Annotated in this window: 20 protein-coding genes and 1 pseudogene; 12 read left to right on the top strand and 9 right to left on the bottom strand. The window is 64.2% G+C overall.

Annotated elements, in window-relative coordinates; all coding sequences use genetic code 11:
- Positions 1 to 10: 10 nt before the first annotated feature.
- Positions 11 to 1117, bottom strand: a complete 1107-nt coding sequence (locus VPH40_RS01810; protein ID WP_328572465.1) for a PEP-CTERM sorting domain-containing protein — start codon at positions 1115 to 1117, stop codon at positions 11 to 13.
- A gap of 190 nt (positions 1118 to 1307) precedes the next feature.
- On the opposite strand from VPH40_RS01810, the gene VPH40_RS01805 reads away from it, so the two are divergent.
- From VPH40_RS01805 to VPH40_RS01785, 5 genes are read left to right on the top strand one after another with little or no spacing between them, the layout of a single operon-like run.
- Complete coding sequence (locus VPH40_RS01805) at positions 1308 to 2234, top strand: STM4015 family protein (protein WP_251348924.1); 927 nt, start codon at positions 1308 to 1310, stop codon at positions 2232 to 2234.
- A gap of 15 nt (positions 2235 to 2249) precedes the next feature.
- Complete coding sequence (locus VPH40_RS01800) at positions 2250 to 3347, top strand: STM4014 family protein (RefSeq protein WP_328572464.1); 1098 nt, start codon at positions 2250 to 2252, stop codon at positions 3345 to 3347.
- A complete protein-coding gene (locus VPH40_RS01795) occupies positions 3340 to 4191 on the top strand; it encodes an STM4013/SEN3800 family hydrolase (protein ID WP_328572463.1) in 852 nt (283 codons plus the stop codon). Before VPH40_RS01800 ends, VPH40_RS01795 begins: the two co-directional genes overlap by 8 nt.
- Entirely contained in the window at positions 4188 to 5567 is a 1380-nt protein-coding gene (locus VPH40_RS01790; RefSeq protein WP_328572462.1) for an STM4012 family radical SAM protein, read from the top strand. Before VPH40_RS01795 ends, VPH40_RS01790 begins: the two co-directional genes overlap by 4 nt.
- Positions 5561 to 6439: an STM4011 family radical SAM protein gene (locus VPH40_RS01785; protein WP_328572461.1), complete on the top strand. Its 879-nt coding sequence runs from the start codon at positions 5561 to 5563 to the stop codon at positions 6437 to 6439. The genes VPH40_RS01790 and VPH40_RS01785 overlap by 7 nt, the downstream gene beginning before the upstream one ends.
- 49 nt (positions 6440 to 6488) lie before the next feature.
- On the opposite strand, the gene VPH40_RS01780 is transcribed toward VPH40_RS01785, so the two are convergent.
- Positions 6489 to 8684: a prolyl oligopeptidase family serine peptidase gene (locus VPH40_RS01780; protein ID WP_328572460.1), complete on the bottom strand. Its 2196-nt coding sequence runs from the start codon at positions 8682 to 8684 to the stop codon at positions 6489 to 6491.
- A 412-nt stretch (positions 8685 to 9096) separates the two neighbouring features.
- Between VPH40_RS01780 and VPH40_RS01775 the strand changes: the two genes are divergently transcribed.
- The gene (locus VPH40_RS01775; RefSeq protein WP_328573325.1) at positions 9097 to 10884 is read left to right on the top strand and encodes a GGDEF domain-containing protein; all 1788 of its coding nucleotides are present in this window, start codon (positions 9097 to 9099) and stop codon (positions 10882 to 10884) included.
- Between the two features lie 45 nt (positions 10885 to 10929).
- Here VPH40_RS01775 and VPH40_RS01770 read toward each other — a convergent pair whose 3' ends face one another.
- From VPH40_RS01770 to VPH40_RS01750, 5 genes are all read right to left on the bottom strand, one after another.
- A complete protein-coding gene (locus VPH40_RS01770) occupies positions 10930 to 11358 on the bottom strand; it encodes a DUF6386 family protein (RefSeq protein ID WP_099664163.1) in 429 nt (142 codons plus the stop codon).
- Positions 11355 to 11831 carry a DUF4262 domain-containing protein gene (locus VPH40_RS01765; RefSeq protein WP_328572459.1) on the bottom strand — a complete coding sequence of 159 codons (477 nt, stop codon included), beginning with the start codon at positions 11829 to 11831 and terminating at the stop codon, positions 11355 to 11357. The genes VPH40_RS01770 and VPH40_RS01765 overlap by 4 nt, the downstream gene beginning before the upstream one ends.
- A gap of 90 nt (positions 11832 to 11921) precedes the next feature.
- On the bottom strand, positions 11922 to 13319 hold the full coding sequence (locus VPH40_RS01760) for a tetratricopeptide repeat protein (RefSeq protein WP_328572458.1): 1398 nt from the start codon (positions 13317 to 13319) through the stop codon (positions 11922 to 11924).
- Between the two features lie 175 nt (positions 13320 to 13494).
- Positions 13495 to 14124, bottom strand: a complete 630-nt coding sequence (locus tag VPH40_RS01755) for a 3'-5' exonuclease (RefSeq protein ID WP_328572457.1) — start codon at positions 14122 to 14124, stop codon at positions 13495 to 13497.
- Positions 14125 to 14243: 119 nt separating this feature from the next.
- Positions 14244 to 15494 carry an Hsp70 family protein gene (locus tag VPH40_RS01750; protein ID WP_034781446.1) on the bottom strand — a complete coding sequence of 417 codons (1251 nt, stop codon included), beginning with the start codon at positions 15492 to 15494 and terminating at the stop codon, positions 14244 to 14246.
- A gap of 179 nt (positions 15495 to 15673) precedes the next feature.
- On the opposite strand from VPH40_RS01750, the gene VPH40_RS01745 reads away from it, so the two are divergent.
- On the top strand, positions 15674 to 17776 hold the full coding sequence (locus VPH40_RS01745; protein WP_328572456.1) for an Ig-like domain-containing protein: 2103 nt from the start codon (positions 15674 to 15676) through the stop codon (positions 17774 to 17776).
- Positions 17777 to 18015: 239 nt separating this feature from the next.
- Positions 18016 to 19053, top strand: coding sequence for a LacI family DNA-binding transcriptional regulator (locus tag VPH40_RS01740; protein WP_257218619.1), 1038 nt, complete (start codon positions 18016 to 18018; stop codon positions 19051 to 19053).
- Between the two features lie 178 nt (positions 19054 to 19231).
- On the opposite strand, the gene VPH40_RS01735 is transcribed toward VPH40_RS01740, so the two are convergent.
- On the bottom strand, positions 19232 to 19651 hold the full coding sequence (locus tag VPH40_RS01735; RefSeq protein ID WP_034751100.1) for a YidB family protein: 420 nt from the start codon (positions 19649 to 19651) through the stop codon (positions 19232 to 19234).
- Between the two features lie 260 nt (positions 19652 to 19911).
- On the opposite strand from VPH40_RS01735, the gene VPH40_RS01730 reads away from it, so the two are divergent.
- From VPH40_RS01730 to VPH40_RS01715, 4 genes and pseudogenes are all read left to right on the top strand, one after another.
- On the top strand, positions 19912 to 20124 hold the full coding sequence (locus tag VPH40_RS01730) for a hypothetical protein (RefSeq protein ID WP_034751103.1): 213 nt from the start codon (positions 19912 to 19914) through the stop codon (positions 20122 to 20124).
- A gap of 109 nt (positions 20125 to 20233) precedes the next feature.
- On the top strand, positions 20234 to 20941 hold the full coding sequence (locus tag VPH40_RS01725; protein WP_328572455.1) for a hypothetical protein: 708 nt from the start codon (positions 20234 to 20236) through the stop codon (positions 20939 to 20941).
- A gap of 88 nt (positions 20942 to 21029) precedes the next feature.
- Positions 21030 to 21227, top strand: a pseudogene (locus VPH40_RS01720) (DUF6328 family protein); the annotation flags it as partial.
- A gap of 100 nt (positions 21228 to 21327) precedes the next feature.
- Positions 21328 to 21501: a hypothetical protein gene (locus VPH40_RS01715; protein ID WP_328572454.1), complete on the top strand. Its 174-nt coding sequence runs from the start codon at positions 21328 to 21330 to the stop codon at positions 21499 to 21501.
- Here VPH40_RS01715 and VPH40_RS01710 read toward each other — a convergent pair.
- Entirely contained in the window at positions 21498 to 22400 is a 903-nt protein-coding gene (locus VPH40_RS01710; RefSeq protein ID WP_328572453.1) for a LysR family transcriptional regulator, read from the bottom strand. The two genes, VPH40_RS01715 and VPH40_RS01710, sit on opposite strands and share 4 nt — an antisense overlap.
- Between the last annotated feature and the right edge of the window lie 42 nt (positions 22401 to 22442).

Below are 22442 nucleotides of genomic sequence, written 5' to 3'. Positions count from 1 at the left end.
GGCTCCGGCGTCAGGCCTGGCGCTGACGTCTTCTGCTGACAAAGCCGAGCAATGCCAGGCCGCCCAGTAACATGCCATAGGTTTCAGGCTCCGGCACGGCGCTGAGCGGGTCGAGGCGGATCACTTCACAAAAGCGGTCGTTGCAGCGGCTGGCGGCGATCTGGCCAGCCTCGTTGATGCCATTGACTTGCAGATTGCGCCAGCCTTCCATGCCATCGACCAGGTCGGCCAGCATATAGGTGTTGCCATTCATATTGATAATGGATTCCGCACCTGAAAGGCTGATGCCCACCACGTTCCCTTTGCCATCGATCCCGAGCGCTTCCGACATGGAGTTGATCCCGCTCCAGCTGCCGTCCACCATCTTGAAGGCGCGGTAGGGAACCGGCCAGGGGGCATTGGGGAAGTACTGGTTGAACACGATTTCCCCTGCATTGTTAATCCCTCGCATCTTCACCTCGGCGTCTCTGATCGTGGGCGTGATGTCTCTCATAACACCATTTTCATAGATATAACCGTGCTGCATGCCGCTGGCCGTCGAGGAGTTGCCGACGATGACCCCATGATCATTGATTGCTGAAACACTACTCCAGGCGCCGCCCAGCGTACCGAGGGGAGTAATGCCCGATGCGGAATCGTACAGATAGGCGTTGGTGCTGCTGACCTTGGTCTGGCTGTCGACCACGGTGGCGCCAAACGCAACTTTCCCCGACGCATTAACTTGACCGGTCCACGACACCTGGCCGGGAATATCCAGCGACGTCAGGGTGTTGCCCGACTGCAGTTGCATGTGCAAGGTGCCATCGGCGGCGGTGGAGCGCAGCAGCAAGTCTCCTGCAATATTGCCGCCACGCAGCATATTCGTTGCCTGAGCCGCAGGCACGGCCGTCACTGCCGAGCCTGAGGTGCCGTACCACATGTCCACGCCATTCAGCTGAACATAGCCATACAGTTCGCCCAGCGCCGTGATGCCGCCCCACTGCAAACGGCCAGTCGAGGGGAGCGCAAACGTTGTCGAAGAGAAAATCGGTGCAGGTGCAGGCAGGATTTGTGCAAACGCCGTCGTTGTCGCAGCGCTCAACAGCAAGAAACACAGGGTTTTATGTATCGGTTTCATTGTCAATTTTCCAATAAAATTAACAAGATAATCGATAATATAAAAAAGGTAAACCTTTTTGACAACTTTGATGCAAGATAAGCATTGATGGCTCCCCTTGCAGCGGCCAGCAGTGTGCAATAAGCCCTTATGCCCATGCTAAGATTTCGGACTAGACAAGATTTCCACTGCCCTTCATGGAGCCTTACCGATGACGATTTCCGACAGCACCACCACCTTCCACAACAAGAAAGTCGTCCAGTACGACCCTGACCTGCCCTTCGACGCCTCGCCCGACATCGTCTACCGCCTGTCGCTCGAATACGACGACAAGCGCAAGATGGACGAGCTGATCGCCGGCTTCCTCGCCAAGGCGGACCAGAACGCGCTCGCAGCGCTGATCATCGGCATGTGGGGCGATCCGTACGAATCGGGCGCCGACGAAGTGATCGCCGCGCTGATCGCCCACGCGCCGCAACTGCCCAATGTGCGCGCCCTGTTCATCGGCGACATGACGTACGAGGAATGCGAAATCTCGTGGATCGTGCAAGGCAGCTACAAGCCCCTGCTGGACGCCTTCCCGCAGCTGGAAGAATTGCGCATCCGCGGCGGCAATGAGCTCGTCATCGAACCGTTCGCGCACCAGCACCTGCGCCGCTTCACCATCGAAACGGGCGGCCTCGATCAAAAGATCGCCGAAGCGCTGGCGCAATCGAGCATGCCGCAGCTGGAACACCTGGAACTGTGGCTGGGCACCGAGGAATACGGCTTCTCGGGCGACGTCGACCTGTACCGCAAGGTGCTGGCGCAGCTGACCGTGCCGACCCTGCGCTACCTTGGCTTGCGCGACGCGGAAATCGCCGACGACCTGGCCGTCTGGCTGGCGGAAGAGCCGCTGGTGGCGCAGCTCGACACGCTCGACCTGTCGCTGGGCACCATCGGCGACCTGGGCGCCGTGGCCGTGCTCAATCACACGCAGCTGGGCAAGCTGAAACGCCTGGACCTGTCGCACCACTACATTTCCGAGGAAAACCAGGCCAAGCTGAAGGCGCTGCCCTTCGAAGTGGTGCTGGACGACCCGCAGGAAGCGGACGAAGACGACGGCGAAAGCTACCGCTACGTGGCCGTGGGCGAATAAGCGGAGTCTTTTCCTTTGGCTACACCCCTCACCCTGCTGGCCAGCGCCGGCAGCAAGCGCGTGCGCCTGATGCAGGCGGCGCGCGCGCAACTGCGCCTGCCGCCCGCGCAGGTGCTGGAATGGCGCGACTGGCTGGCGCGGCCGGCGCTGCTGGCAGACGCCTTGCGCCAGCCCGGCCTGCTGAAGATCGAGCCGCCCGGCGACGATCCCGCCGCCCATTTTCTCTTGCTGCAGGCGGGCTGCCGTTTGCTGGACCGCGCGCCCGCGCGTGCGCCCGAACATGGCGAACTGCTGGCCATGGATGCGTGGTTTGCGGGCTTTGCCAGCGCCATGCAAGACCTGGCGGGGCAACTGGCGGCTTTGCCGGCAATACGCGTCTTCAATGCGCCGGCCGAGATTGTCCGCATGACGGACAAGCTGGCCTGCCAGCACCACCTGGCCGCGCACGGCGTCGCCATTCCCGCCCTGCTCGGCCCCGTGCATGGCTACGAGCACCTGCAAGCGCTGCTGCACCAGCATGACCTCGACCGCGTGTATCTGAAGCCGCGCTACGGCTCGTCCGCGTCCGGCGTCGTCGCCTACCGCCGGAACAAGGCGGGACGCCAGCAAGCCACCACCTCGGCCGCCCTGCAGCATGGGGATGGCGCGGCGCGCCTGTTCAATGTCAAGCGCATGGCGCGCTATGACACGCAGCACGACATCGCCGCCCTCGTCGACGCGCTGGCCGCGCAGGAACTGTATGCGGAAACGTGGCTGAACAAGCCGCGCTGCGGCGACAGCCACTACGACCTGCGCGTCGTGACCCTGGCGGGCCAGCCCGCGCACCGGGTGGCGCGCATCGGACAGCACATGATGACGAATCTGCACCTCGACAACCGGCGCGGCGAGGCATCCGGCCTCTTGAACGCAGCCGACCTGGAGGCGCTGGAAGCGGCTGCCGCCCAGGCCGCGTGCGCCTTCCCCGCCAGCCACGTGACGGGCTACGACCTCGTCGTGCGCCAGGGCCAGGCCCACGTGCTGGAAGCGAACGCCTTCGGCGACCTGCTGCCAGGCCTGCTGTGGCAAGGCGCGGACACCTATGCGGCGCAATTGACGCAACTGACACATGCTTAAAGATACACCGGACACACCGGCCATCCCCGACATGCACGCCATCGTCGGCAGCCACGATATCGTCTTCCTCACGCTCGACACCCTGCGCTTTGACGTGGCCCAAGCCCTGTACGAGGCGGGTGAATTGCCCGTGCTGGGACGTTTTTTACCGCCGGGCGGCTGGGAACGGCGCCACTCGCCCGCCACGTTCACCTATGCCGCGCACCAGGCCTTCTTCGCGGGCTTTTTGCCCACGCCAGCCGCGCCGGGCCGCCATCCGCGCCTGTTCGCCAGCGCTTTTGCGGGCAGCGAAACGACGTCAAAGCACACGTTCGCCTTCGAGGAAGCGGACCTTCCCGCCGCGCTGGCCGCGCGCGGCTACCGCACCATCTGCATCGGCGGCGTGGGTTTCTTCAACAAGCAAACGGCGCTGGGCACGGTGCTGCCGTCGCTGTTCCAGGAAAGCCACTGGAGCGCGGGCATGGGCGTGGCCAGCCGCCATTCGACGCAAAAGCAGGTGGCGCTGGCCATAGCCCGCCTGGCGGATGGCGATCAGCGCACTTTTTTGTTCATCAACGTGGCCGCCCTGCACACACCGAACCGCGCCTACCTGCCCGGCTGCCGCGCCGATTGCCTGGACAGCCACGCGGCAGCGCTGCGCTATGTGGATGGCGCGCTGGCGCCCCTGTTTGCCGCCTGCGCCGCGCGCGCGCCCACGTTCGCCATCGTCTGCTCGGATCACGGCAGCGCCTATGGCGAAGATGGCTACCGCGGCCACCGCATCGCCCACGACAGCGTGTGGAACGTGCCATATGCGCACTTCTTCATCGCCCCCGATACACCTCCCAAGGAGTCCCCACCGTGAACCCAGCCGAACAACCTGGCACCCTGGCGCAACGCATGCGCCACACGCCCTATCAGGCGTATTCGTATTCGTATCCGCACAAGGCGGCCTACCGCGCCTTGCCGCAGGCGGCGCCGCTGGCGCCCCTGTGGGCGCGGCAAGACCGCTCCGCCCTGTTCGCGTACATCCATATTCCGTTTTGCGAGATGCGCTGCGGCTTTTGCAACCTGTTCGCCATGGCCCGCCCCAGCGCCGACATGGTCGAACGCTACGTGCGGCAAGTGCTGGTGCAGATGCGCGCCCTGGCCGGCGCGCTGGGCGAGCGGCGCTTCGCCCGCTTCGCGCTGGGCGGCGGCACGCCCACCTACCTGTCGCCGGCGCAGCTGGACACCTTGCTGTGCGGCGCGCGCGACATCCTCGGCATCGACCTGCAAACCACGCCGGCCGGCATCGAAGCGTCGCCCGAAACCATCACGGCCGAACGCCTGGCCGTCTGCCGCGCGCACGGCATCGACCGCGTCAGCCTGGGCATCCAGAGCTTTGCCGCCGGCGAGATGCGCGCGCTGGCGCGTCCCCAGCAAAACGCCACCGTCCATCACGCCATCGGCCTGATACGCGCGGCCGGCTTTCCCACCCTGAACCTGGACCTGATCTACGGCATCGCGGGCCAGACGGTGGCCAGCCTGCTGGCGTCCATCGACAGCGCGCTGGCCTTCCGGCCCGAGGAAATCTATCTGTATCCGCTGTACGTGCGCGAGCAGACGGGCCTTGGCAAGATCGCGCGGCGCAAAGGCGCCGATACGCTGAACCCCATCATGCTGGCGCAGGACGGCGACAGCCGGCTGGCTCTGTACGCGGCCGCGCGCGACCATTTGCGCGCGCAAGGCTATGAGCAGGTATCGATGCGCATGTTCCGCGCTCCCCATGCGCCGGAACAAAACGGTCCCTCGTACTGCTGCCAGAATGACGGCATGCTAGGCCTGGGCGCGGGCGCGCGCTCCTACACGGCCAGCCTGCACTATTCGAGCGAGTACGCGGTGGCGAGAACTGAAACCATCGGCATCATCGACAACTACCTGGCGCTGGACGAAGTAAGCTTCGCGCAGGCGGAACACGGCTACGTGCTGGGCGAGGAAGAACAGCGCCGGCGCTACGTGATCCAGTCGCTGCTGACGGAACCGGGCCTGGACCGCGACGCCTACACGGCGCGCTTCGGCACGCGCTGCGAGATGGATCTGCCGCAGCTGGCCGAATTGCACGCGCTGGAACTGGTGCAGGAGGATGGTCCGCTGCTGCGCCTCAATGACCGCGGCTACAGCTATGCCGACACCATCGGCCCGTGGCTGGCCTCCGAAACGGTGCGCGCGCTGATGGCGCAAGAGGGCCAGGCGTGCTGACAACGCAGCCTGACACTCTGTCCCTGCTGTACCGGGGCACGCTGGCGAGCTGCAATTACGCCTGCGGCTACTGCCCGTTTGCCAAGAAGCGCGACAGCCGCGCCGCGCTGGCCCGCGATGCGCACGAAGTGGCGCGTTTTACGGATTGGATTGCGCGGCAAACGCGCCCCATCGGCGTGCTGTTCACCCCCTGGGGCGAAGCGCTGGTGCGGCGCCACTACCGCGCGGCCATGCAAACCCTGGCCGCACTGCCGCACGTGCGCCAGGTGGCGCTGCAAACGAATCTGTCCGGCCCCCTGAACTGGCTGCAGGGGATGGATGGACTGGAAAAGATCGGCCTGTGGTGCACCTACCACCCGGACCAGACGACGCTGGCCCGCTTTCTCGAACGCTGCGCGCGCCTCGACGCCATGGGCGTGCGCTATTCCGTCGGCGTCGTGGCGATGAACGAGCACCTGGACGCCATCCGCGCCCTGCGCGCGGCCCTGCCCGCGCACGTCTACCTGTGGCTGAACGCGTATGACCGGCGTGGTCCCGGCTACTACGCGGTGGAAGACCTGGCCTGGCTGGACGCCGTCGACCCGTGGTTCGCGCAAAACCGGCGCCCTTCGCCCTCGCGCGGCAAGCCCTGTCTGGCGGGCGAGGCGTCGCTGTCCGTCGATGGCGCCGGCGAGCTGGCGCGCTGCCATTTCGTGCCCGAGCGCCTAGGCAACCTGTACACGGACGACCTGGCGGACATGCTGCAAGAAAAATCCTGCCCCCGCTTCAAGTGCGATTGCTATATCGGCTATGCGCAGCGCAAGGATTTGCCGTTCCAGTCCACGTTTGGCAACGGCGTGCTGGCGCGCATCGCGCCTTTGCACCGGACGTAAAAAAGCGCGGGCCAACGGCACCCGCGCTTTTTACCTGAGCACTACCCGATTACTGCGCCGCCACTTTCGCCGGCTCCGCCACTACTGGCGTCATCTTCAGCGAACGGCTGAGGAAGCCCCAGCGGTCGGCCACTTCTTCGATCTGCTTGGTCGTCGGCTTGCCGGCGCCATGGCCGGCCTTGCTGTCGATGCGGATCAGCACGGGGGCCGCACCGCCTTGCGCTGCCTGGGCAGCGGCGGCGAACTTGAAGCTGTGGGCAGGCACGACGCGGTCGTCATGGTCGGCCGTCGTGATCATGGTGGCTGGATAGCAGCCGCCCGCCTTCAGGTTGTGCAGCGGCGAGTATTTCACCAGCGCCTTGAATTGCTCGGCATCGTCCGATGAACCGTAGTCAGGCACCCAGCCCCAGCCCACGGTGAACTTGTGGAAGCGCAACATGTCGAGCACGCCCACCTGCGGGATCGCCGCGGCGAACAGGTCGGGACGCTGCGTCATGGCCGCGCCCACCAGCAGGCCGCCATTGCTGCCGCCGCCGATGGCCAGCTTCGATGGCGAAGTGACCTTGTTGTCCACCAGCCATTGCGCCGCGCCAATAAAGTCGTCGAACACGTTTTGCTTGTTCAGCTTGGTACCAGCCTGGTGCCAGGCTTCGCCGTATTCGCCGCCGCCGCGCAGGTTGGCCATCACGTAAACGCCGCCCATTTCCACCCAGGCAAGATTTGCCACGGAGAAGCTCGGTGTCAGCGAAATATTGAAGCCGCCATAGCCGTACAGATAGGTCGGGTTGGAACCGTCGAGCTTCATGCCTTTTTTCGAGACGATGAACATCGGCACCTTGGTGCCGTCGCGGCTGGTGAAGAATTGCTGGCGCGTTTCAAAGGCGTTCGGGTCGAAATCGACCTTCGGCTGGCGGTACACGCTGCTCTTGCCCGATTTCATGTCGTAGCGGTAGATGGTCGCTGGCGTCGTGAAACTGGTAAACGAGTAGAACGTTTCCGTGTCGCCACGCTTGCCGGCAAAGCCGCCAGCCGAACCGATGCCCGGCAAGGCCACTTCGCGCACCAGTTTGCCGTTCAGGTCGACGATCTTGATTTGCGTTTGCGCATCTTTCAAGTAATCGAGCACCAGCTGGTTGTTGATCAGGTTGACGGCAACGAGGGTTTCCGCGCTTTGCGGCACGATTTCCTTCCAGTCGGAGGGCGCAGGCTTGCGCGTGTCGATGGCGATCACGCGCGATTTCGGCGCCTTGTTATCCGTCTTGAAGAAGAACACGGGGCCGTCATTGTCGATGAACGAGTACGACGCATCGAATGCTTCCAGCAAGCCCACCACCTTGGCGTTCTTCTGGCGCAAGTCCTTGTAGAAAATGCGGTTCTTGCGTTCCGTGCCTTGCGTGGCCGTGATGATCAGATAATTGCCGTCGTCGCTGACGGTGCTGCCGCCAAACGCCCATTCCTTCTGGTCGGGACGGTCGAAGACGAGCACGTCGTCGCTTTGCGGCGTGCCGATCTTATGGAAATACAATTTCTGGAAGTAATTGATATCGGCCAGCTTGGTGGCTTCGTTCGGCGCGTCATAGCGGCTGTAGAAGAAACCGGTGTTGTCCTTGGTCCACGAAGCGCCGGAGAACTTGGCCCACTTGATGTGGTCCGTCAAATCCTTGCCCGATTCGATGTCGCGCACCTTCCACTCGTTCCAGTCGGAACCGGAAGCGGACGTGGCATACGCCAGGTACTTGCCGTTCGGGCTGATCGAAGTGCCGGCCAGCGCCACCGTGCCATCCGTGGACAGGGTGTTCGGGTCCAGCAGCAGGCGCGGCTCGTCCGTCAGTTTTTTCACCGTGTACAGCACGGCCTGGTTCTGCAAGCCGTCATTGCGGCTGTAGAAGTAACGGCCGCCCTGCTTCGTTGGCGTAGAGAAACGCTCATAGTTCCACAGCTTGGTCAGGCGCTGCTTGATCGCGGCGCGCTCCGGGATGGTGCCCAGGTACGATTGCGTCAGCTTGTTTTGCGCCGCAACCCATTCGCCTGTCTCGGCGCTGTTGGCGTCTTCCAGCCAGCGGTACGGATCGGCGATGGTGGTGCCGAAATAGCTGTCTTGCTGGTCGACTTTTTTGCTGACCGGATACGTCACGGGTGCGCCATCGCCGGCCGGGCACGATGGCATCGCGGCGCTTTGCGCCAGGGCATTGCCACCGAAGGCGGCCATCAAGCTGAATATGAGGGTTGCACTACGTAATTGCATGGGTTGTTGTCTCATTGTTGGATGTCGAGGAAAGCAGGCCGCCTGCATGCGCGGCGGCTGCCCATGTTGACTTTCGCCAAGAGAAATCATAGCGCGGATTGCCACTTTTAAAGCACAGTTATCCAGTGGATTTACCGTCTTTTGTTTGGGGAATTTACGTGAATGACCATGATAAATCTCGCCTTCGCCGGAATCGGCAAACTGACATTCATGCAAGAAACATTATCAAAAACAAAGTCGTTTCATCAAGCCGTCATAAATCTTCTTTACTATCGGCAACATGTTCATGGCCCGTCCAGAGGCCGTGCCGCCACATCCGCCTATGCACACTCTCGCCCTCCCCACCGCCACCGCCGCGCCGCCCGGCGCGGTGCCATCGAATGTGGCTTACCTGAAGCCACCATCGATATCCATGAGCATCGAAGGGACGGATGCCTTGCATGAGATCATTGCGGGCCGCAAGCTCAGCGCGCTGTTCCAGCCCATCATCCACATGCACAGCGGCGACATCATCGGCTACGAAGGCTTGATACGGGGGCCGTCCGACAGCCCATTGCACGCGCCGATGAATCTGTTCAAGGTGGCGCGCGCGCATGACCTGACCCTGGAAGTGGAGCACCTGTGCCGGCAAGTGGTGCTCGAACGCTTCGCCGAACTGCAACTGCCGGGCAAGCTGTTTCTCAATGTCAGCCCCGAATGCCTGTTGCTGCGCAATGCCCGCCATGGCGAAACCCTGGAATACATCGAGCACATCGGCATCAATCCGGACCGCGTCATCATCGAGCTGACGGAAAACCAGCCCACGTACGACTACGAGCTGATGCGCGAAGCGGTGCTGCACTACCGCAACATGGGTTTCCAGATCGCCATCGACGACCTGGGCGAGGGCTTTTCCAGCCTGCGCCTGTGGTCGGAACTGCGCCCGGAATACGTGAAAATCGACATGCATTTCATCCAGGGCATCAATAATGACCCCGTGAAACTGCAGTTCGTGCGCTCGATCCAGGAAATCGCGGAGAAATCGGGCACCCTGGTGATTGCCGAAGGCATCGAAGCGCAGACGGAATTGCTCGTCTTGCGCGACCTGGGCGTGGCGTTCGGACAAGGCTATCACCTGGGCCGGCCCAACGCGGTGCCGGCGCGCGCCCTGCCGGCCGAAGTGGTGCAGGCGCTGGGACGCAACGGCGTGGCCGTGTATCCGCAGCGCAGCAGCCTGGAAAAGAACGGCGCCAGCATCCGCAAGCTGCTGCACCGCGTGGCGGCCGTTTCGCCCGAGAAAAACAATAACGAGGTGTACGATATTTTCCTGAAAGACCCGAAGCTGATGATCATTCCCGTCGTCGACGATGGCGTGCCGCTGGGCCTGATCAGCCGCTTCGAGATGATCGACCACTTCGCCCGTCCCTACCAGCGCGAACTGTATGGCAAGAAATCATGCAGCCTGTTCATGGATGCCACGCCCCTGATCGCCGACCACGAGACGAGCTTGCAGGAACTCAGCTACACCATGGTGCAATCGAGCGCCCACCATCTGTTCAACGGTTTCATCATTACCGAACACGGCCGCTACCTGGGCATGGGCACGGGACACGACCTGATGCGCGAAATCACGCAGATGCAGATCAACGCGGCCCGCTATGCCAACCCGCTGACGCAACTGCCCGGCAACGTGCCCATCAACGAGCATATCGACCGCCTGCTGCACAGTGGCAGCCGCTTCTGGGTCTGCTATTGCGACCTCGACCACTTCAAGCCCTTCAACGACGTGTACGGCTACCGCAAGGGCGACGACGTGATCCAGCTGACGGGAGAAATCCTCAGCAGCCATTGCGACCCGAACCGCGACTTCATCGGCCACATCGGCGGCGACGATTTCATGATCCTGTTCCAGAGCGAAGACTGGGAAGCGCGCTGCCAGGCCATGCTGGACGACTTCGCGGCCGCCATCCTCGCCTATTACAGCACCAGCGATTGCGAACGGGGCGGCTACATCAGCGAAGACCGGCAAGGCAAGAAAGTGTTTTATTCCCTGATCAGCCTATCCCTGGGCGTCATCAAGGTCGAGGCGCACCAGTATTACACGCACCACCAGATTGCCACGCAGGCGGCGGAAGCGAAGAAGCAGGCAAAGAAAATCCACGGCAACAGCCTGTTCCTGGACCGGCGGCAAGGCGTGGGCGTGGCGCGCATGGATGCGTAGCCAGGGGCAATAGTCAAAAGCTGGACAGGGACAGGCCAGGCACGCTCAAATACGCACGAGGTCGCCAAACGCATTGCTGCTGCGGGCATCGGGCACGAATGCCAGGCTGATGCGTGCCTCATCGCGGCGCGCCAGTAGACGGTAACTGCCCGCGGGCACGTCGACGAACAGGCCGCCATATGCCGTGTCCGGTTCCAGGCCGCCGCCGGTGACGTCTTCCCCTGCGCCGATGAAGACGCGGCCGGAAACCACGGCCAGATGCACGATAGCCTGCGGCTCGGCAAGTTCGGCGTGCAAGGCGATGTCATACGCGCCGTCGCCGCCCACGTTGAAAAACGCCACCTGGCCGCCATTCACGGCCGCCAGTTCCGCGCCGGGAATACTCCACCAGTCGCAGTCATCTTCCAGCTTGTGGCGCAAGAGGGCCGGGTCGAACACGCACAGGGTGGCCGTGCCGGTCACGATTCTCGTCATGCCGCCAGCGGCGCCGGTCCCAGCAGAGGCTGACTTTCCACGTACTGCGCACTGGCTTGCGCCTGCCATGGAAAATGGCCATCGCGCGACGGCCAGACGATCTGGTACACGGTAAAGTCGTCACCCTGGTAATACCAGCGCGCATAGCCGACATAGTTGCGGTATTGCTCGACGGGCACGCGCACGAAGGCGCACTGATGGCCCTCCAGCAAGACGTCCGTGGTGGCCGTGAAATCCGTGATGGCGCCGCTGCGCGCGGCGTCCAGCGCCACGTCGAGTATCTGGTGGGCCATGGCCCGCGGCAAGCCCATGATGAGAAATTCAGGCTGGCCAAAGCTGTGGCAAGCACCTATCGTGAAGGCGTAGCCGGGCCCCTCTTCATCGGCACTGATATGCACGCCATGCCAGCCATGCGTGGCGATGTCGTCGATGACTTTTTGCTCGGATGCATCCTCGCCTGCCTGCCTTACCATGTTCCGCCTTTCGCTGTGCCAAAAAACACGCCGCTTTCGCGACATTCCTGCCGGCAATTATCGCACGCAGCCCGCGTCCGCGCCCACGCTTCAGTCGCGCTGTGGGCGTGGCGGCCGTGGCGGGGAACGCACCTGGTGCCATTGCCGCATGCGTTGCTGCGCCTCTTGCAGCTGTGCCGGCTCCAGCCTGGCGGCAGCCGCTTCCCGCGCCCTGGCCGCTCCGCTATCGCCGCCCTCGGCCGCCAGCACCAGCCACATATAGCCGCAAACGGGATCCTTCTCCACGCCGCGCCCGCTGTTGTACATGCCGCCCAGGTTGTACTGCGCCAGCGCATGGCCCTGGCCGGCCGCGCGCGCATACCATTGCACGGCCAGGCCATCGTCTTGCGGCACGCCGTGGCCGCTCGCATACATGACGCCCAGGTTGTTTTGCGCGCTGGCATCGCCCTGCTCGGCCGCCGTGCGGTACCAGCGCACGGCGCACACCTCGTCGCGCTCCACGCCCTGGCCATTGGCATACATCACGCCCAGGTTGAACTGCGCATTCGACGCGCCCTGGGCCGCCGCCCTGGCATACCAGTCCAGCGCCTGGCGCAGGTCGCGGGCGACGCCCCGCCCGCCTGCAAACATGCCGCCCAGATTGTATTGCGCCATGCAATGACCTTGCAGGGCGGCACGCCGGTACCAGACGACGGCGCGCGCCTCGTCCTTTTCCACGCCCAGCCCCCGCGCCAGCATCAGGCCCAGGTTGAACTGGGCGTCGGCGTCATCCTGCTCGGCCGCCCGCTGCAGCCAGGCGTAGGCGCGCAGCTGATCGGGCGCCACGCCCAGGCCTTCCGCATACGCCACGCCAAGTTGCCGCTGCGCCACGGCCAGACCCTGGGCGGCGGCCTGGCGGAACCAGGCCAGCGCCTGCGTATCGCTTTGCGCCACGCCCTGGCCCCGCTTGTAGACGAGCCCCAGGTTCAGCTGTGCCTGCGCATCGCCCTGCAAGGCGGCCTTGCGGAACCAGGCCAGGGCCAGCGCATCGTTCTTTTTCGCGCCCAGGCCTTGCGCATAGGCTTCGCCCAGCAAGGATTGCGCACTGGCCACGCCCTGTTCGGAGGCGCGGTAAAACCACGCCAGGGCCAGTTCGTCGCTCTGCAGCACGCCCCGTCCCTTGCGGTACATCTGTCCCAGGTTTTGCTGGGCCGACGCATCGCCCTGCGCAGCCGCGCGGCGAAACCACAGCACGGCGTCCTCGTCGCTCTGCGCCACGCCGCGGCCGTGGTAATACAGGGCGCCCAGGTGGTTTTGCGCGAACGCCAGCCCTTGCAGCGCGGCCAGCCGTAGCCAGACAAAGGCGCGCGCATCGTCCTGCGCCACGCCTTCGCCCTTCTTGTACATCAAGCCCAGGTTGAACTGGGCGTAGGCATTGCCCTGCTCGGCAGCCGTGCGGAACCAGATATACGCCTCGTGGCTATCTCTGGCAGTATGGTGCTTGTCCATGTGCGCCCCCATCCACATTGCGCTTGCTGGCAGCACGCGCAAAACGGCGGCCCAGGGCGGCGAAATCATGTGTTGCTTAAATTTTAAATTCGATGCGGGGGAAGGACTTGAGCAGGCTCAAACGAAATAACAAAATTATATCGTTTTGATGAGCCCGCTTAGGCAGGCATGGCGCTCAGCGGCGTGATGGATGTTTTTGCAGGAATTGCGGCACCTTGGCGGCGGCCAGCTTGTTCAGCGACACGAGCAAGTCCGCGTCGACGTCGGCGATGCCATAGCTGCTGCGCAAATGGCGGCCGATATGGATCAGCACCTGGGCCGCCACTTCCGCATCGGATTCGGCCCTGTGGGCAGCGCTCTTGAAGGCGATGCCCAGCTGGCTGGACAGCAAGCCCAGCTTGTAGCTGGCCATGCCGGGAAACACGCGGCGCGACAGTTTCAATGAACACACGAGCGACTGGTGCGCCGGTGTCAGGTTCAGCCTGGCGCTTTCCGCGCGCAGGAATTTTTCATCGAAGCTGGCATTGTGCGCCGACAAGGCATCGCTGCCGATGAAGTCGAGCAACTGCGGCACCACCTCGGCCACGGGCGGCGCCTTGTCCACCATCGATTGCGTGATGCCCGTCAAACCCGTGATGAACGAGGGAATGCGCGCATTGCAGTTGATCAGGGTCACATAGCGGTCCGTGATCTGCCCGCCCTCGATGCGCAGCGCCGCCACTTCCGTGATGCGGTCGCCCATGTCGGGAGATAAACCGGTCGTCTCGAAGTCGATCATGACGATCGGTTTGTCAAACACATTCATGGGGCGTTCTTTCGTGGGTGCAACAGTGGGGGTATCGATAAAATGCGCAGGGCAAGGCGCCGCGTCGCAGACAGTACACCAGTACGGCAAGACGCGGCAACGCCGCCATGCACATTTTATCAACCAAATTTACGCACGGCGTCCAGCGCCAAACCCGCACCGATACTGCCGAACAGATCACCCTCGACCTTGCGCGCGGCCGGCACCAGGGCTGCGATCTTTTCGCGCAGCAAGCGCACGCCGCTCGAACCGCCCGTGAAGAACACGGTGTCGACGGCTTCCGGCGCCACGCCCGCGTCGCGCAGCAGACGCAGCACGGTTTCTTCCACGGAACCGCACAGGTGGCCGATGGCCTCGTCGAACTGCGTGCGTTTGAGCAACAGACTTTGCGCGGGCGACAGGCGGTCCAGTTCCAGCTGCACTTCGGCCGCGTCGGACAGGGCAATCTTGCCCTCTTCGACTTTCATGGCCAGCCAGTGGCCGGCGCGCTCGTCGATCAGCTTTTGCAAACGGCCCATCTTGTCTTGCTCACGCGCATCGCGGCACACGTCGGCCAGCTGCACCCAGATCTTCTTCGTGTACGCCAGGTTGATCGTGTGCCAGGTCGCCAGGTTGAAATAATAGCTGGACGGCACTTCGCTATTGTTATGCAGGCGGCTGCCGTAGCCCAGCAAGGGCATGACGGAAGACAGGCTCAGGTATTTATCGAAATCCGTGCCGCCGATGTGCACGCCGCCGGTGGCGAGGATGTCGTCGCGCCGCTCGGTTTTCTTCGCCCGTTCCGGCGACAGGCGCACCAGCGAAAAGTCGGACGTACCGCCGCCGATGTCGGCGATCAGCACCAGTTCTTCCTTGTCGATTTGCGACTCGTAGTCGAACGCGGCGGCGATCGGCTCGAACTGGAACGCGACGTCCTTGAAACCGACGGAGCGGGCCACTTCGGCCAGCGTGTCTTGCGCCAGCTGGTCGGCTTGCGCATTGTCGTCGATAAAGAAGACGGGACGGCCGAACACGGCGGACGAGAATTCGCGGCCGGCGGACTGCTCGGCGCGGCGTTTCACTTCGCCAATAAATTGCGCCAGCAACATGCGAAATGGCAAGGCGCGGCCACCCACTTCCGTCTGGCCATCGATGAGGCTAGTGCCCAGCAAGCTTTTCAGCGAGCGCATCAAGCGCCCCTCGTAACCGGCCAGATAGCCGGCCAGCGCCGCGCGGCCAAAACTGACTTCCTCGTCTTCCGCATTGAAGAAGACGACGGACGGTAGGGTCGTCTTGCCATCTTCCAGGCCGAGCATGGTGCTCTGCCCGGGACGTGCCCAGCCTACCGTGGAATTTGACGTGCCGAAATCGACGCCGCAAGCATTGGCCATGTCGACCCTTCCCTGAATAAAGGGGCGTTATGTTATCAGAAGGCAGGCTATTGCACCAGCAAAACCCATTCGACGGGGTCAACAGCATAAACTTGCTTTGCATCAAGTAGCGGCCGCGCGCAAAAGCTACTCTTGGGAAATGAATGCCGAGCAACTCGGCCAGCTCCAGGAGACCCATCGTGCCCCTCGCCCGCCTGCGCCACCCACGCCGCCTGCCCGCTGCTTTGCTGCCTGCTACCTTGCTGGCAGCCTTCCTCGTTTCCCTGGCCGGCTGCGGCGGCGGTTCCGCCGATACCCAGGCCGGCGCCGGCTGCTCGCTGCACAGCACGACAGGCTGCGGCGGCAGCCCGCCGCCCACCGTGCCGCCCGTGAAGCCGCCGGTCACCCCGCCCGTGACGCCCCCCGTGATTCCTCCCGTCACGCCGCCCGAGCCGGCCAGCCTGGCCAGCGCCGTCAACCTGGTCTTTTCCAGCACGGAACTGGCCTCGGCGGGATTGGCCGGCAGCGAAGTGGCCGTCACCGCCCTCGTCAAGGATGGCGCCAACCTCGCCTTGCCAAACGCAAAGATTTCCTTCGCCGCCGATTCCGGCATCCTCGGCAGCGTCGACGCCGTGACGGACAAGAACGGCCAGGCGCGCGCCCTGCTGGGGACCGGCGGCGCCAACAGCAACCGCAGCATCACCGTGACGGCGACTGTCGGCGCGCGCAGCGGCAAGGGCACGGTGGCCGTGACGGGCAGCAGCGTGGAAGTGCTGGGGCCGGCCGCCCTGATGCTGGGCCAGGGCGCCGACCTCACCGTCACCGTGCGCGACTCGGCGCGCAAACCCGTGGCCGGCGCCGCCATCGCCTACAGCACGGGCGCCGGCAACGGCGTGCGCGTCAAGGATGGGAGCGCGGCGCTCAGCAATGCGCAAGGCCAGCTGGTGCTGCGCCTGACCGCAGGCAGCCTGGGCAAGGATGCCGTGTCCGTCAGCGCGCTGGGCGCCGCCGCCACGCAAGCGTATGCCGTGGCCGGCAGCGACCTGCGCCTGAGTCCGGCCGTGGGCCAGGACGCCAGCGGCGCGGACGTGCTGCCGGAAGTGGCGACCCTGGCGTGCCAGCCCATCGACGCGCGCTATGACAAGGCGGGCGTGCCGCAAGCGGGCAGCGCCAGCCTGTCGACCTCGCGCGGCAGCCTGTTCAGCGACAGCGCGTGCAGCCAGGCCTTGCCTGCCAGCTTGATTTTTAGCAATGGCAACTTGCCGCGCAGCTATGTGCAATCGGCCAACGCGGGCGTGGCCACCCTCACGGCCGCCGTGGCGGGCGGACCCTCGGCCCAGACGCGGCTGGAATTCGTCGCGCCCCTGAGCGGCGCCAGCAAGCTGGCCGTGCAAGCGGACCCGGCAGTGCTGCGCGCGAATACGACCACTTCGGCGGCATCGGCCGACAACGTCAGCACAAGTATCAGCACAATCAGCGCCGTGGTGCGCGATGGCGCGGCCAACAACCTGGTCAAGAACGCGCCCGTGCTGTTTTCCATCTTGAGCGACCCCAGCGGCGGCTACCTGCGGCAGGCGGGCCGGGTGCTGACGGGCAGCGATGGCCTGGCGCGCGCCGTGTTTGTGGCGGGGCCAGCCGACAGCGGCCGCGACGGCGTGCTGATCCAGGCCCGCATCGAAGGCGCGCCGCAAGCGGCGGCCACGGCCCTCGTGCGCCTGACGGTGGCGCGGCAAGCGCTGTCGATCAAGCTGGGCACGGGCAGCCTGCTGCGCGAATATTCACCCAGCGTGCTGCAGAAGGACTTTGCCGTGTTCGTGTCCGACAGCGCCGGCAATGCCGTGCCGGGCGTCGCCATCACGGCCGCCGCCTGGCCCAGCCGCTATGCCAAGGGATCTTACGTGTGGCAGGCGGACAAGCCCGAGTTCCCCGACACAGGCGTCTGGCGCCCGGCCCTGCCCCTCTACAGCTGCGCCAATGAAGACGTCTTGCGCAACGGCATCTTTGACGCCGCCTACGACCGCAACGGCAATGGCGTGCTCGATCCGGGCATCCCCCTGACCGTCAGCGCCAGCGGCCTGAGCGACGCGCTGGGCATGGCCACCGTCACCGTCAGCTATCCGCGCAATTTTGGTTCCTGGGTGCACGTGGCGCTGACCGTACGCGGCACCGTCAGCGGCACGGAAGCGAGCGCCACGGCGGAATGGCCATTACCCACGCTGGCCAGCGATTTCAGCGCGCGCCGCGTGGACCCGCCGGGACGCCTCAGCCCCTATGGCAGCGGGCCCTGCGACAGCGCCGATTGAGGAGCAAGCATACCACTTGCCATTCAGTCATATTTTTTGCAACATGAACAAGAAAACAGTCTTGCCATGCGGCAATCTTTTACGCTATGCTCATTCTGCCCGCCCAGGCCGCCACAAGCGGCCGGGCCTGCAGGAATACTTTGAGACAGGTTGCTTGCCAGACCAATATGCGAAAAAAGAATACTGTAGCCCGGACACCCAGCACCGCCAGCCGCGCCATACCCGGCGCCGGACGGCGCGTGACCTCGTATGACGTGGCCTTGCTGGCCGGCGTGTCGCAATCGGCCGTGTCGCGCTGCTTCAAGCCGGGCGCCAGCATCTCGCAAGCCACCCACGCCAAGGTCATGCAGGCAGCCATCAGCCTCGACTACATCCCCAACGCGGCCGCGCGCAGCCTGATCACGCGCCGCTCGAACCTGGTGGCCGTCATCATTTCCAACCTGGCCAATCTGTACTATCCGCAAGTATTGTCCGACCTGAGCCAGCACATCGCCCGCCAGGGCAAGCGCCTGTTATTGTTTACCCTGGAGCGCGAAGCGGACATCGGCAAGGCCCTCAGCGATGTCTGGCAATACCAGGTCGACGGCGCCGTCGTGGCCGCCTGCCTGTCGGACGAGCAGATGGCCGAATTCGGCCGGCGCGACGTGCCCCTGGTGCTGTTCAACCGCAGCCCGCGCGAACACGCCGTGCATGCCGTGCTGTGCGACCAGGGCGAAGCGGCGCGCCTGCTCGTCTCGCGCCTGGCCGAAGCGGGCCACCGCCAGTTCGCCATCATCGACGGCCCCGGCGATTCGGCCGTCGCGCAAGAACGCAAGGCCGGCATGCTGGATCGCTTGCTGACCCTGGGCTTGCCCGCGCCCATCGTCGTCAGCGGCAACTACGACTACGCCAGCGGCGGACGGGGCTTGCGCAAGGTCATCGACCGCCTGGGCCGCGTGCCGGACGCCGTCATTTGCGGCAACGACATCATGGCCATCGGCTGCCTGGACACGGCGCGCCACCAGATGGGCATCCAGGTGCCGCTGCAAATGTCGGTGGCCGGCTTCGACGCGCTGGAAGCGTCCGGCTGGCTCAGCTACGACATCACCACCCTGCGCCAGCCCGTGCAAAAGATGGCCGCCGATGCCGTCGCCATGCTGGGCGAGCTGATGGAACGGCGCGGCGGCAGCGCCGAGCGGAGACGGTATTGCTCGTATCTGGTGGAAGGGAGTACGGCCAGACTGACCAGCGAACCGGCGTATATGGCGCAGCGCCTGGGAATAATGGCCGCCGCCTGAAAAACGCCCGTGGCGTTGTTGCCGGGGTTACTCTTGTCCTTCGCCGTACTCGCGTACTGTCTTCGGGGCGGCGCCTAGCCACAGGCGTTTTTCCGACGTTAACTCTGATCCCCCAGAAACCTTGCACATAAAAAAACCTCGCATCGCTGCGAGGTTTTTCACTTGCAAGACCAGGGAATCAACCGAAGATCTTGCCCTTGAGCATATTCAAGCCCTGGCTGACGAGGTCGTTGCCTTCCGGCACCTGACCGTCCGGGGTCAGCTTGTCGATCAGCTGGGGCAGCAGGGCTGCCAGGCCGCCCGAAGCCGCGTCCGGGGCGACGCCCGCTTTTTCAGCGATCTGGGTGATCGTGTCGCTGCCCAGCGCATCCTTGATCTGTTCGCCGGAGACGGGCGCATTGGCGCCCGTGCCGATCCAGCTGGCCACCTGGTCGCCCAGGCCGCTTTCCTGGAATTTCTGCAGCAGGCCGGGCAAGCCGCCGTGCTGGTTGACCAGGTCCATCACGCTGGCCATCAATCCCGATGGGGCTTCCCCGTCAGCACTTTTATTGCCCAAAGCGCTCATCGCCTGTCCTGCAAGTTGATCTAGCAAACTCATCGTATTCTCCTGAACGCTATCGATTGGTGCCGCGTGACCGCGGTGTCCGACATGGCGCAGACCATTCTCCGCCATGGAAATCATTATACTATGAATAATAACAGTGACATAATTACAATCTCAAGGCGAACGCACAGACGGCCTCACTGTCGAGGCGCCCACCTCCATCATATTTAGTTCAGCACAACTTGCAAGCGTAAATTGACGGTTCTCAAAAACGTGTAGAATTAATTTTCCCACTTACTGAGGAGTATCAACACATGAACATCAATAAAGCGGTAGACAAGGCTTACGAAAAAAAGACGTTCAAGGAAATCGCTGATGCACCCGTCGATGCGCTGCAAGGCGTGAGCGAGAAGGATGCGGAGCTGCTCAAGCAGGCATTCAATATCAAGACCGTGCGCGACCTGGCAAACCTGAAATACTCGAAGTGGGCGCGCGCCATCGTCACCCTGGCCGATACGGAAGAATAGACCGGGCCATGCCTCAGGCATCCCCGTCAGCACAGCCCGCCCCAACCGGCGGGTTTTTTGCTTCCGGCCAGCGGGCGGCTGGCAAGCCGATAGCCGCGCGGAGGCGCCATTGGCCACGCCGCTGACCCTGCCCGGCATCTGCTGGCCCCTGCACGCGAGCACGGGCCGTCTTGCCGTCACCACGTCCCACATCACGGGCCATTTTCGCGCCGGCGCGGGACTGGACGCCATCATCGTGTGCGATCTGCTGCCCGCTGGAAAATTTCGCAATGGCGCGGCGCGCCAATGGTGCCGCACGCACCAGTGCTACTGGGGCACGCAAGCCGATCTGGCCGCCTGCCCATCCACGCAGCCCATGCAGTGCCGCCAGCACGCCCGCCCCATGGGCTATGTGCTGTATCCGGAATTGTTCGACCCCACGCAATTCCACGCCAGCACCCTGCGCCTGGACAATGATGGCCTGCTGCAACTGCGCGCCCGGGCCAATGACGGCGGCGCCCTGTTCAGCCGCGACCTGCCAGCCCTGACCATCGACTGCCGCGCCCTGCCCGGCCTGTTTCCTCCCGACATAGTGCAACTGAATATCACGCCGCCCGCCGCGCAGGCGTTCGCCGCCGCCTTGCAGGCTGGCGCACCGCTGGGCTGCAGCGACTGCGCCCGCTGCGGCCACCCGCACCTGGACCTGGGCGACTTCGCGCTGGCGCCGCACCGGCGCCACAGTTGCGGCCATTGCGGCCACGACGCCTCGCACAGCGCCACGGCCATCGTCTCGACGCCCTTGTGGCGGCTGCGCCAACGCTACCCGCACTGGTTCTGACGCAATGCGTCCGAAGGTGCGCCCGCCCACAGTCGGCCCGGCCGCCTGTGCGTAGACTGGCCCCATCGCCACCAACAGGAATAGCGCCATGCCGCACACCCCGCCACATGACGACAATAATCAGCCAGGCGAGGAAGGCGACTTGTCCGACCTGCTCAGCGAATTGCGCATCCTCTTGCCGGGCGCGCAGATGCTGACGGCCTTCCTCATCATCCTGCCCTTCAACGGCGGCTTCGCGAAGATCGTGCAGGCGGAAAAAATCGTCTTCCTGCTGACGTTTTTCCTGTCCATGACCAGCCTGGTGCTGCTCAGCGCGCCAGCCATCCAGCACCGCGTGATGCGCCCCCTGCAAGACCGCGAGCGTTTCAAGCGCGGCCGACCGCATCATGATGTGCGGCGCCTTTTCCCTGGCGCTGGCGTTCATCCTCGGCACCAATCTGGTGATGTCGGAAGTGTTCGGCCACGTCGCAGGCATCGTCGCCTGCGTGCTGATGGGCACGCTCATCATTTGCATGTGGTGGTGGCTGCCCTTGCACTTGAAGCACGGCAAAAAGATTTAAGCGGCCACGCCCGCCTGCTGCAGCAAGGTTTCCCGAAAAATCCCCACCAGCGGACGCAGATTGACCTTGTGCCATGCCAGCCACAGGGGCGTGCGGTAGCTGAACCACGGCAATTCCCTCACGACGACGCCGGCCGGCGCGTGCTGGCGCAGGCTGTGCTGGATCATGGCCATGCCCAGTCCGGCCGCCACCAGGCCCAGCGCCGTCAGCGGCTCTGTTGCTTCCATGCGGATGTCGGGCGTAAAACCGGCGCGCGCGCAGGCGGCGATGAAGTTATCGTGTTTCAGCACGCTTTCCTTGTGCAGCACGGCGATCCACTCCTGGCCCGCCAGATCGTCCGGGGTCAGCTGGGCCTTGTCCGCCAGCGGATGCGTCGCGGGCAAGGCCAGCAGCATGGGGTCGCTCAGCACTTGCGCGCAATCGAGGTCCGCGTCGTTCGGCAGCGGCGGCTCGCACAGCAGCGCGATATCAAGGCTGCGCTGGCGCAAGCCCTCGATCTGCTCGGCCGAATGCAGGTTGTACAGGGCCACGTGCACTTGCGGCCGCGTGGCGCGCAAGGCGCGCAGCCCCTCCGGCAAGACGCCCGCATGCATGGCGTTTTCGATGTAGCCTATGCACAGGCCGCCCTCGTCGCCGCGCCCCAGGCGTTTCGCCAGCGCTTCCAGGCGGTTCCCGTGGGTAATGAACGCGCGCGCTTCGGCCAGGAAGGTGTGGCCGTCGCGCGTCAGGCGGATGCGCTGGGCGCTGCGCTCGAACAGGGTCAGGCCCAGCCGGTCTTCGAGCTGGGCGATCTGCCGGCTCAGCGGCGACTGGGAAATATGCAGGCGCTCGGCGGCCCGCCCCACGTGTTCTTCCTCGGCGACGGCGATGAAGTATTGCAATTGGCGTATGTCCAGCATGTCAGACCTTTCAGGACTCAAGTTGCGCCAATTATGTCTTGG

Origin of the sequence: Janthinobacterium sp. P210005 (assembly GCF_036231865.1) — a bacterium.
In the GTDB taxonomy this organism is placed as follows: domain Bacteria; phylum Pseudomonadota; class Gammaproteobacteria; order Burkholderiales; family Burkholderiaceae_D; genus Janthinobacterium; species Janthinobacterium kumbetense.
The sequence above is the reverse complement of the archived record's forward strand: the minus strand, read 5'-3'. Positions and strand labels throughout refer to the sequence as shown.

What these genes read in the sequence shown, in the direction of transcription:
- VPH40_RS01810 (WP_328572465.1), bottom strand. Translation starts at nt 1,117, where the DNA reads ATGAAACCGATACATAAAACCCTGTGTTTCTTGCTGTTGAGCGCTGCG.
- VPH40_RS01805 (WP_251348924.1), top strand. Translation starts at nt 1,308, where the DNA reads ATGACGATTTCCGACAGCACCACCACCTTCCACAACAAGAAAGTCGTC.
- VPH40_RS01795 (WP_328572463.1), top strand. Translation starts at nt 3,340, where the DNA reads ATGCTTAAAGATACACCGGACACACCGGCCATCCCCGACATGCACGCC.
- VPH40_RS01780 (WP_328572460.1), bottom strand. Translation starts at nt 8,684, where the DNA reads ATGCAATTACGTAGTGCAACCCTCATATTCAGCTTGATGGCCGCCTTC.
- VPH40_RS01775 (WP_328573325.1), top strand. Translation starts at nt 9,097, where the DNA reads ATGAGCATCGAAGGGACGGATGCCTTGCATGAGATCATTGCGGGCCGC.
- VPH40_RS01770 (WP_099664163.1), bottom strand. Translation starts at nt 11,358, where the DNA reads ATGACGAGAATCGTGACCGGCACGGCCACCCTGTGCGTGTTCGACCCG.
- VPH40_RS01765 (WP_328572459.1), bottom strand. Translation starts at nt 11,831, where the DNA reads ATGGTAAGGCAGGCAGGCGAGGATGCATCCGAGCAAAAAGTCATCGAC.
- VPH40_RS01760 (WP_328572458.1), bottom strand. Translation starts at nt 13,319, where the DNA reads ATGGACAAGCACCATACTGCCAGAGATAGCCACGAGGCGTATATCTGG.
- VPH40_RS01755 (WP_328572457.1), bottom strand. Translation starts at nt 14,124, where the DNA reads ATGAATGTGTTTGACAAACCGATCGTCATGATCGACTTCGAGACGACC.
- VPH40_RS01750 (WP_034781446.1), bottom strand. Translation starts at nt 15,494, where the DNA reads ATGGCCAATGCTTGCGGCGTCGATTTCGGCACGTCAAATTCCACGGTA.
- VPH40_RS01735 (WP_034751100.1), bottom strand. Translation starts at nt 19,651, where the DNA reads ATGAGTTTGCTAGATCAACTTGCAGGACAGGCGATGAGCGCTTTGGGC.
- VPH40_RS01730 (WP_034751103.1), top strand. Translation starts at nt 19,912, where the DNA reads ATGAACATCAATAAAGCGGTAGACAAGGCTTACGAAAAAAAGACGTTC.
- VPH40_RS01715 (WP_328572454.1), top strand. Translation starts at nt 21,328, where the DNA reads ATGATGTGCGGCGCCTTTTCCCTGGCGCTGGCGTTCATCCTCGGCACC.
- VPH40_RS01710 (WP_328572453.1), bottom strand. Translation starts at nt 22,400, where the DNA reads ATGCTGGACATACGCCAATTGCAATACTTCATCGCCGTCGCCGAGGAA.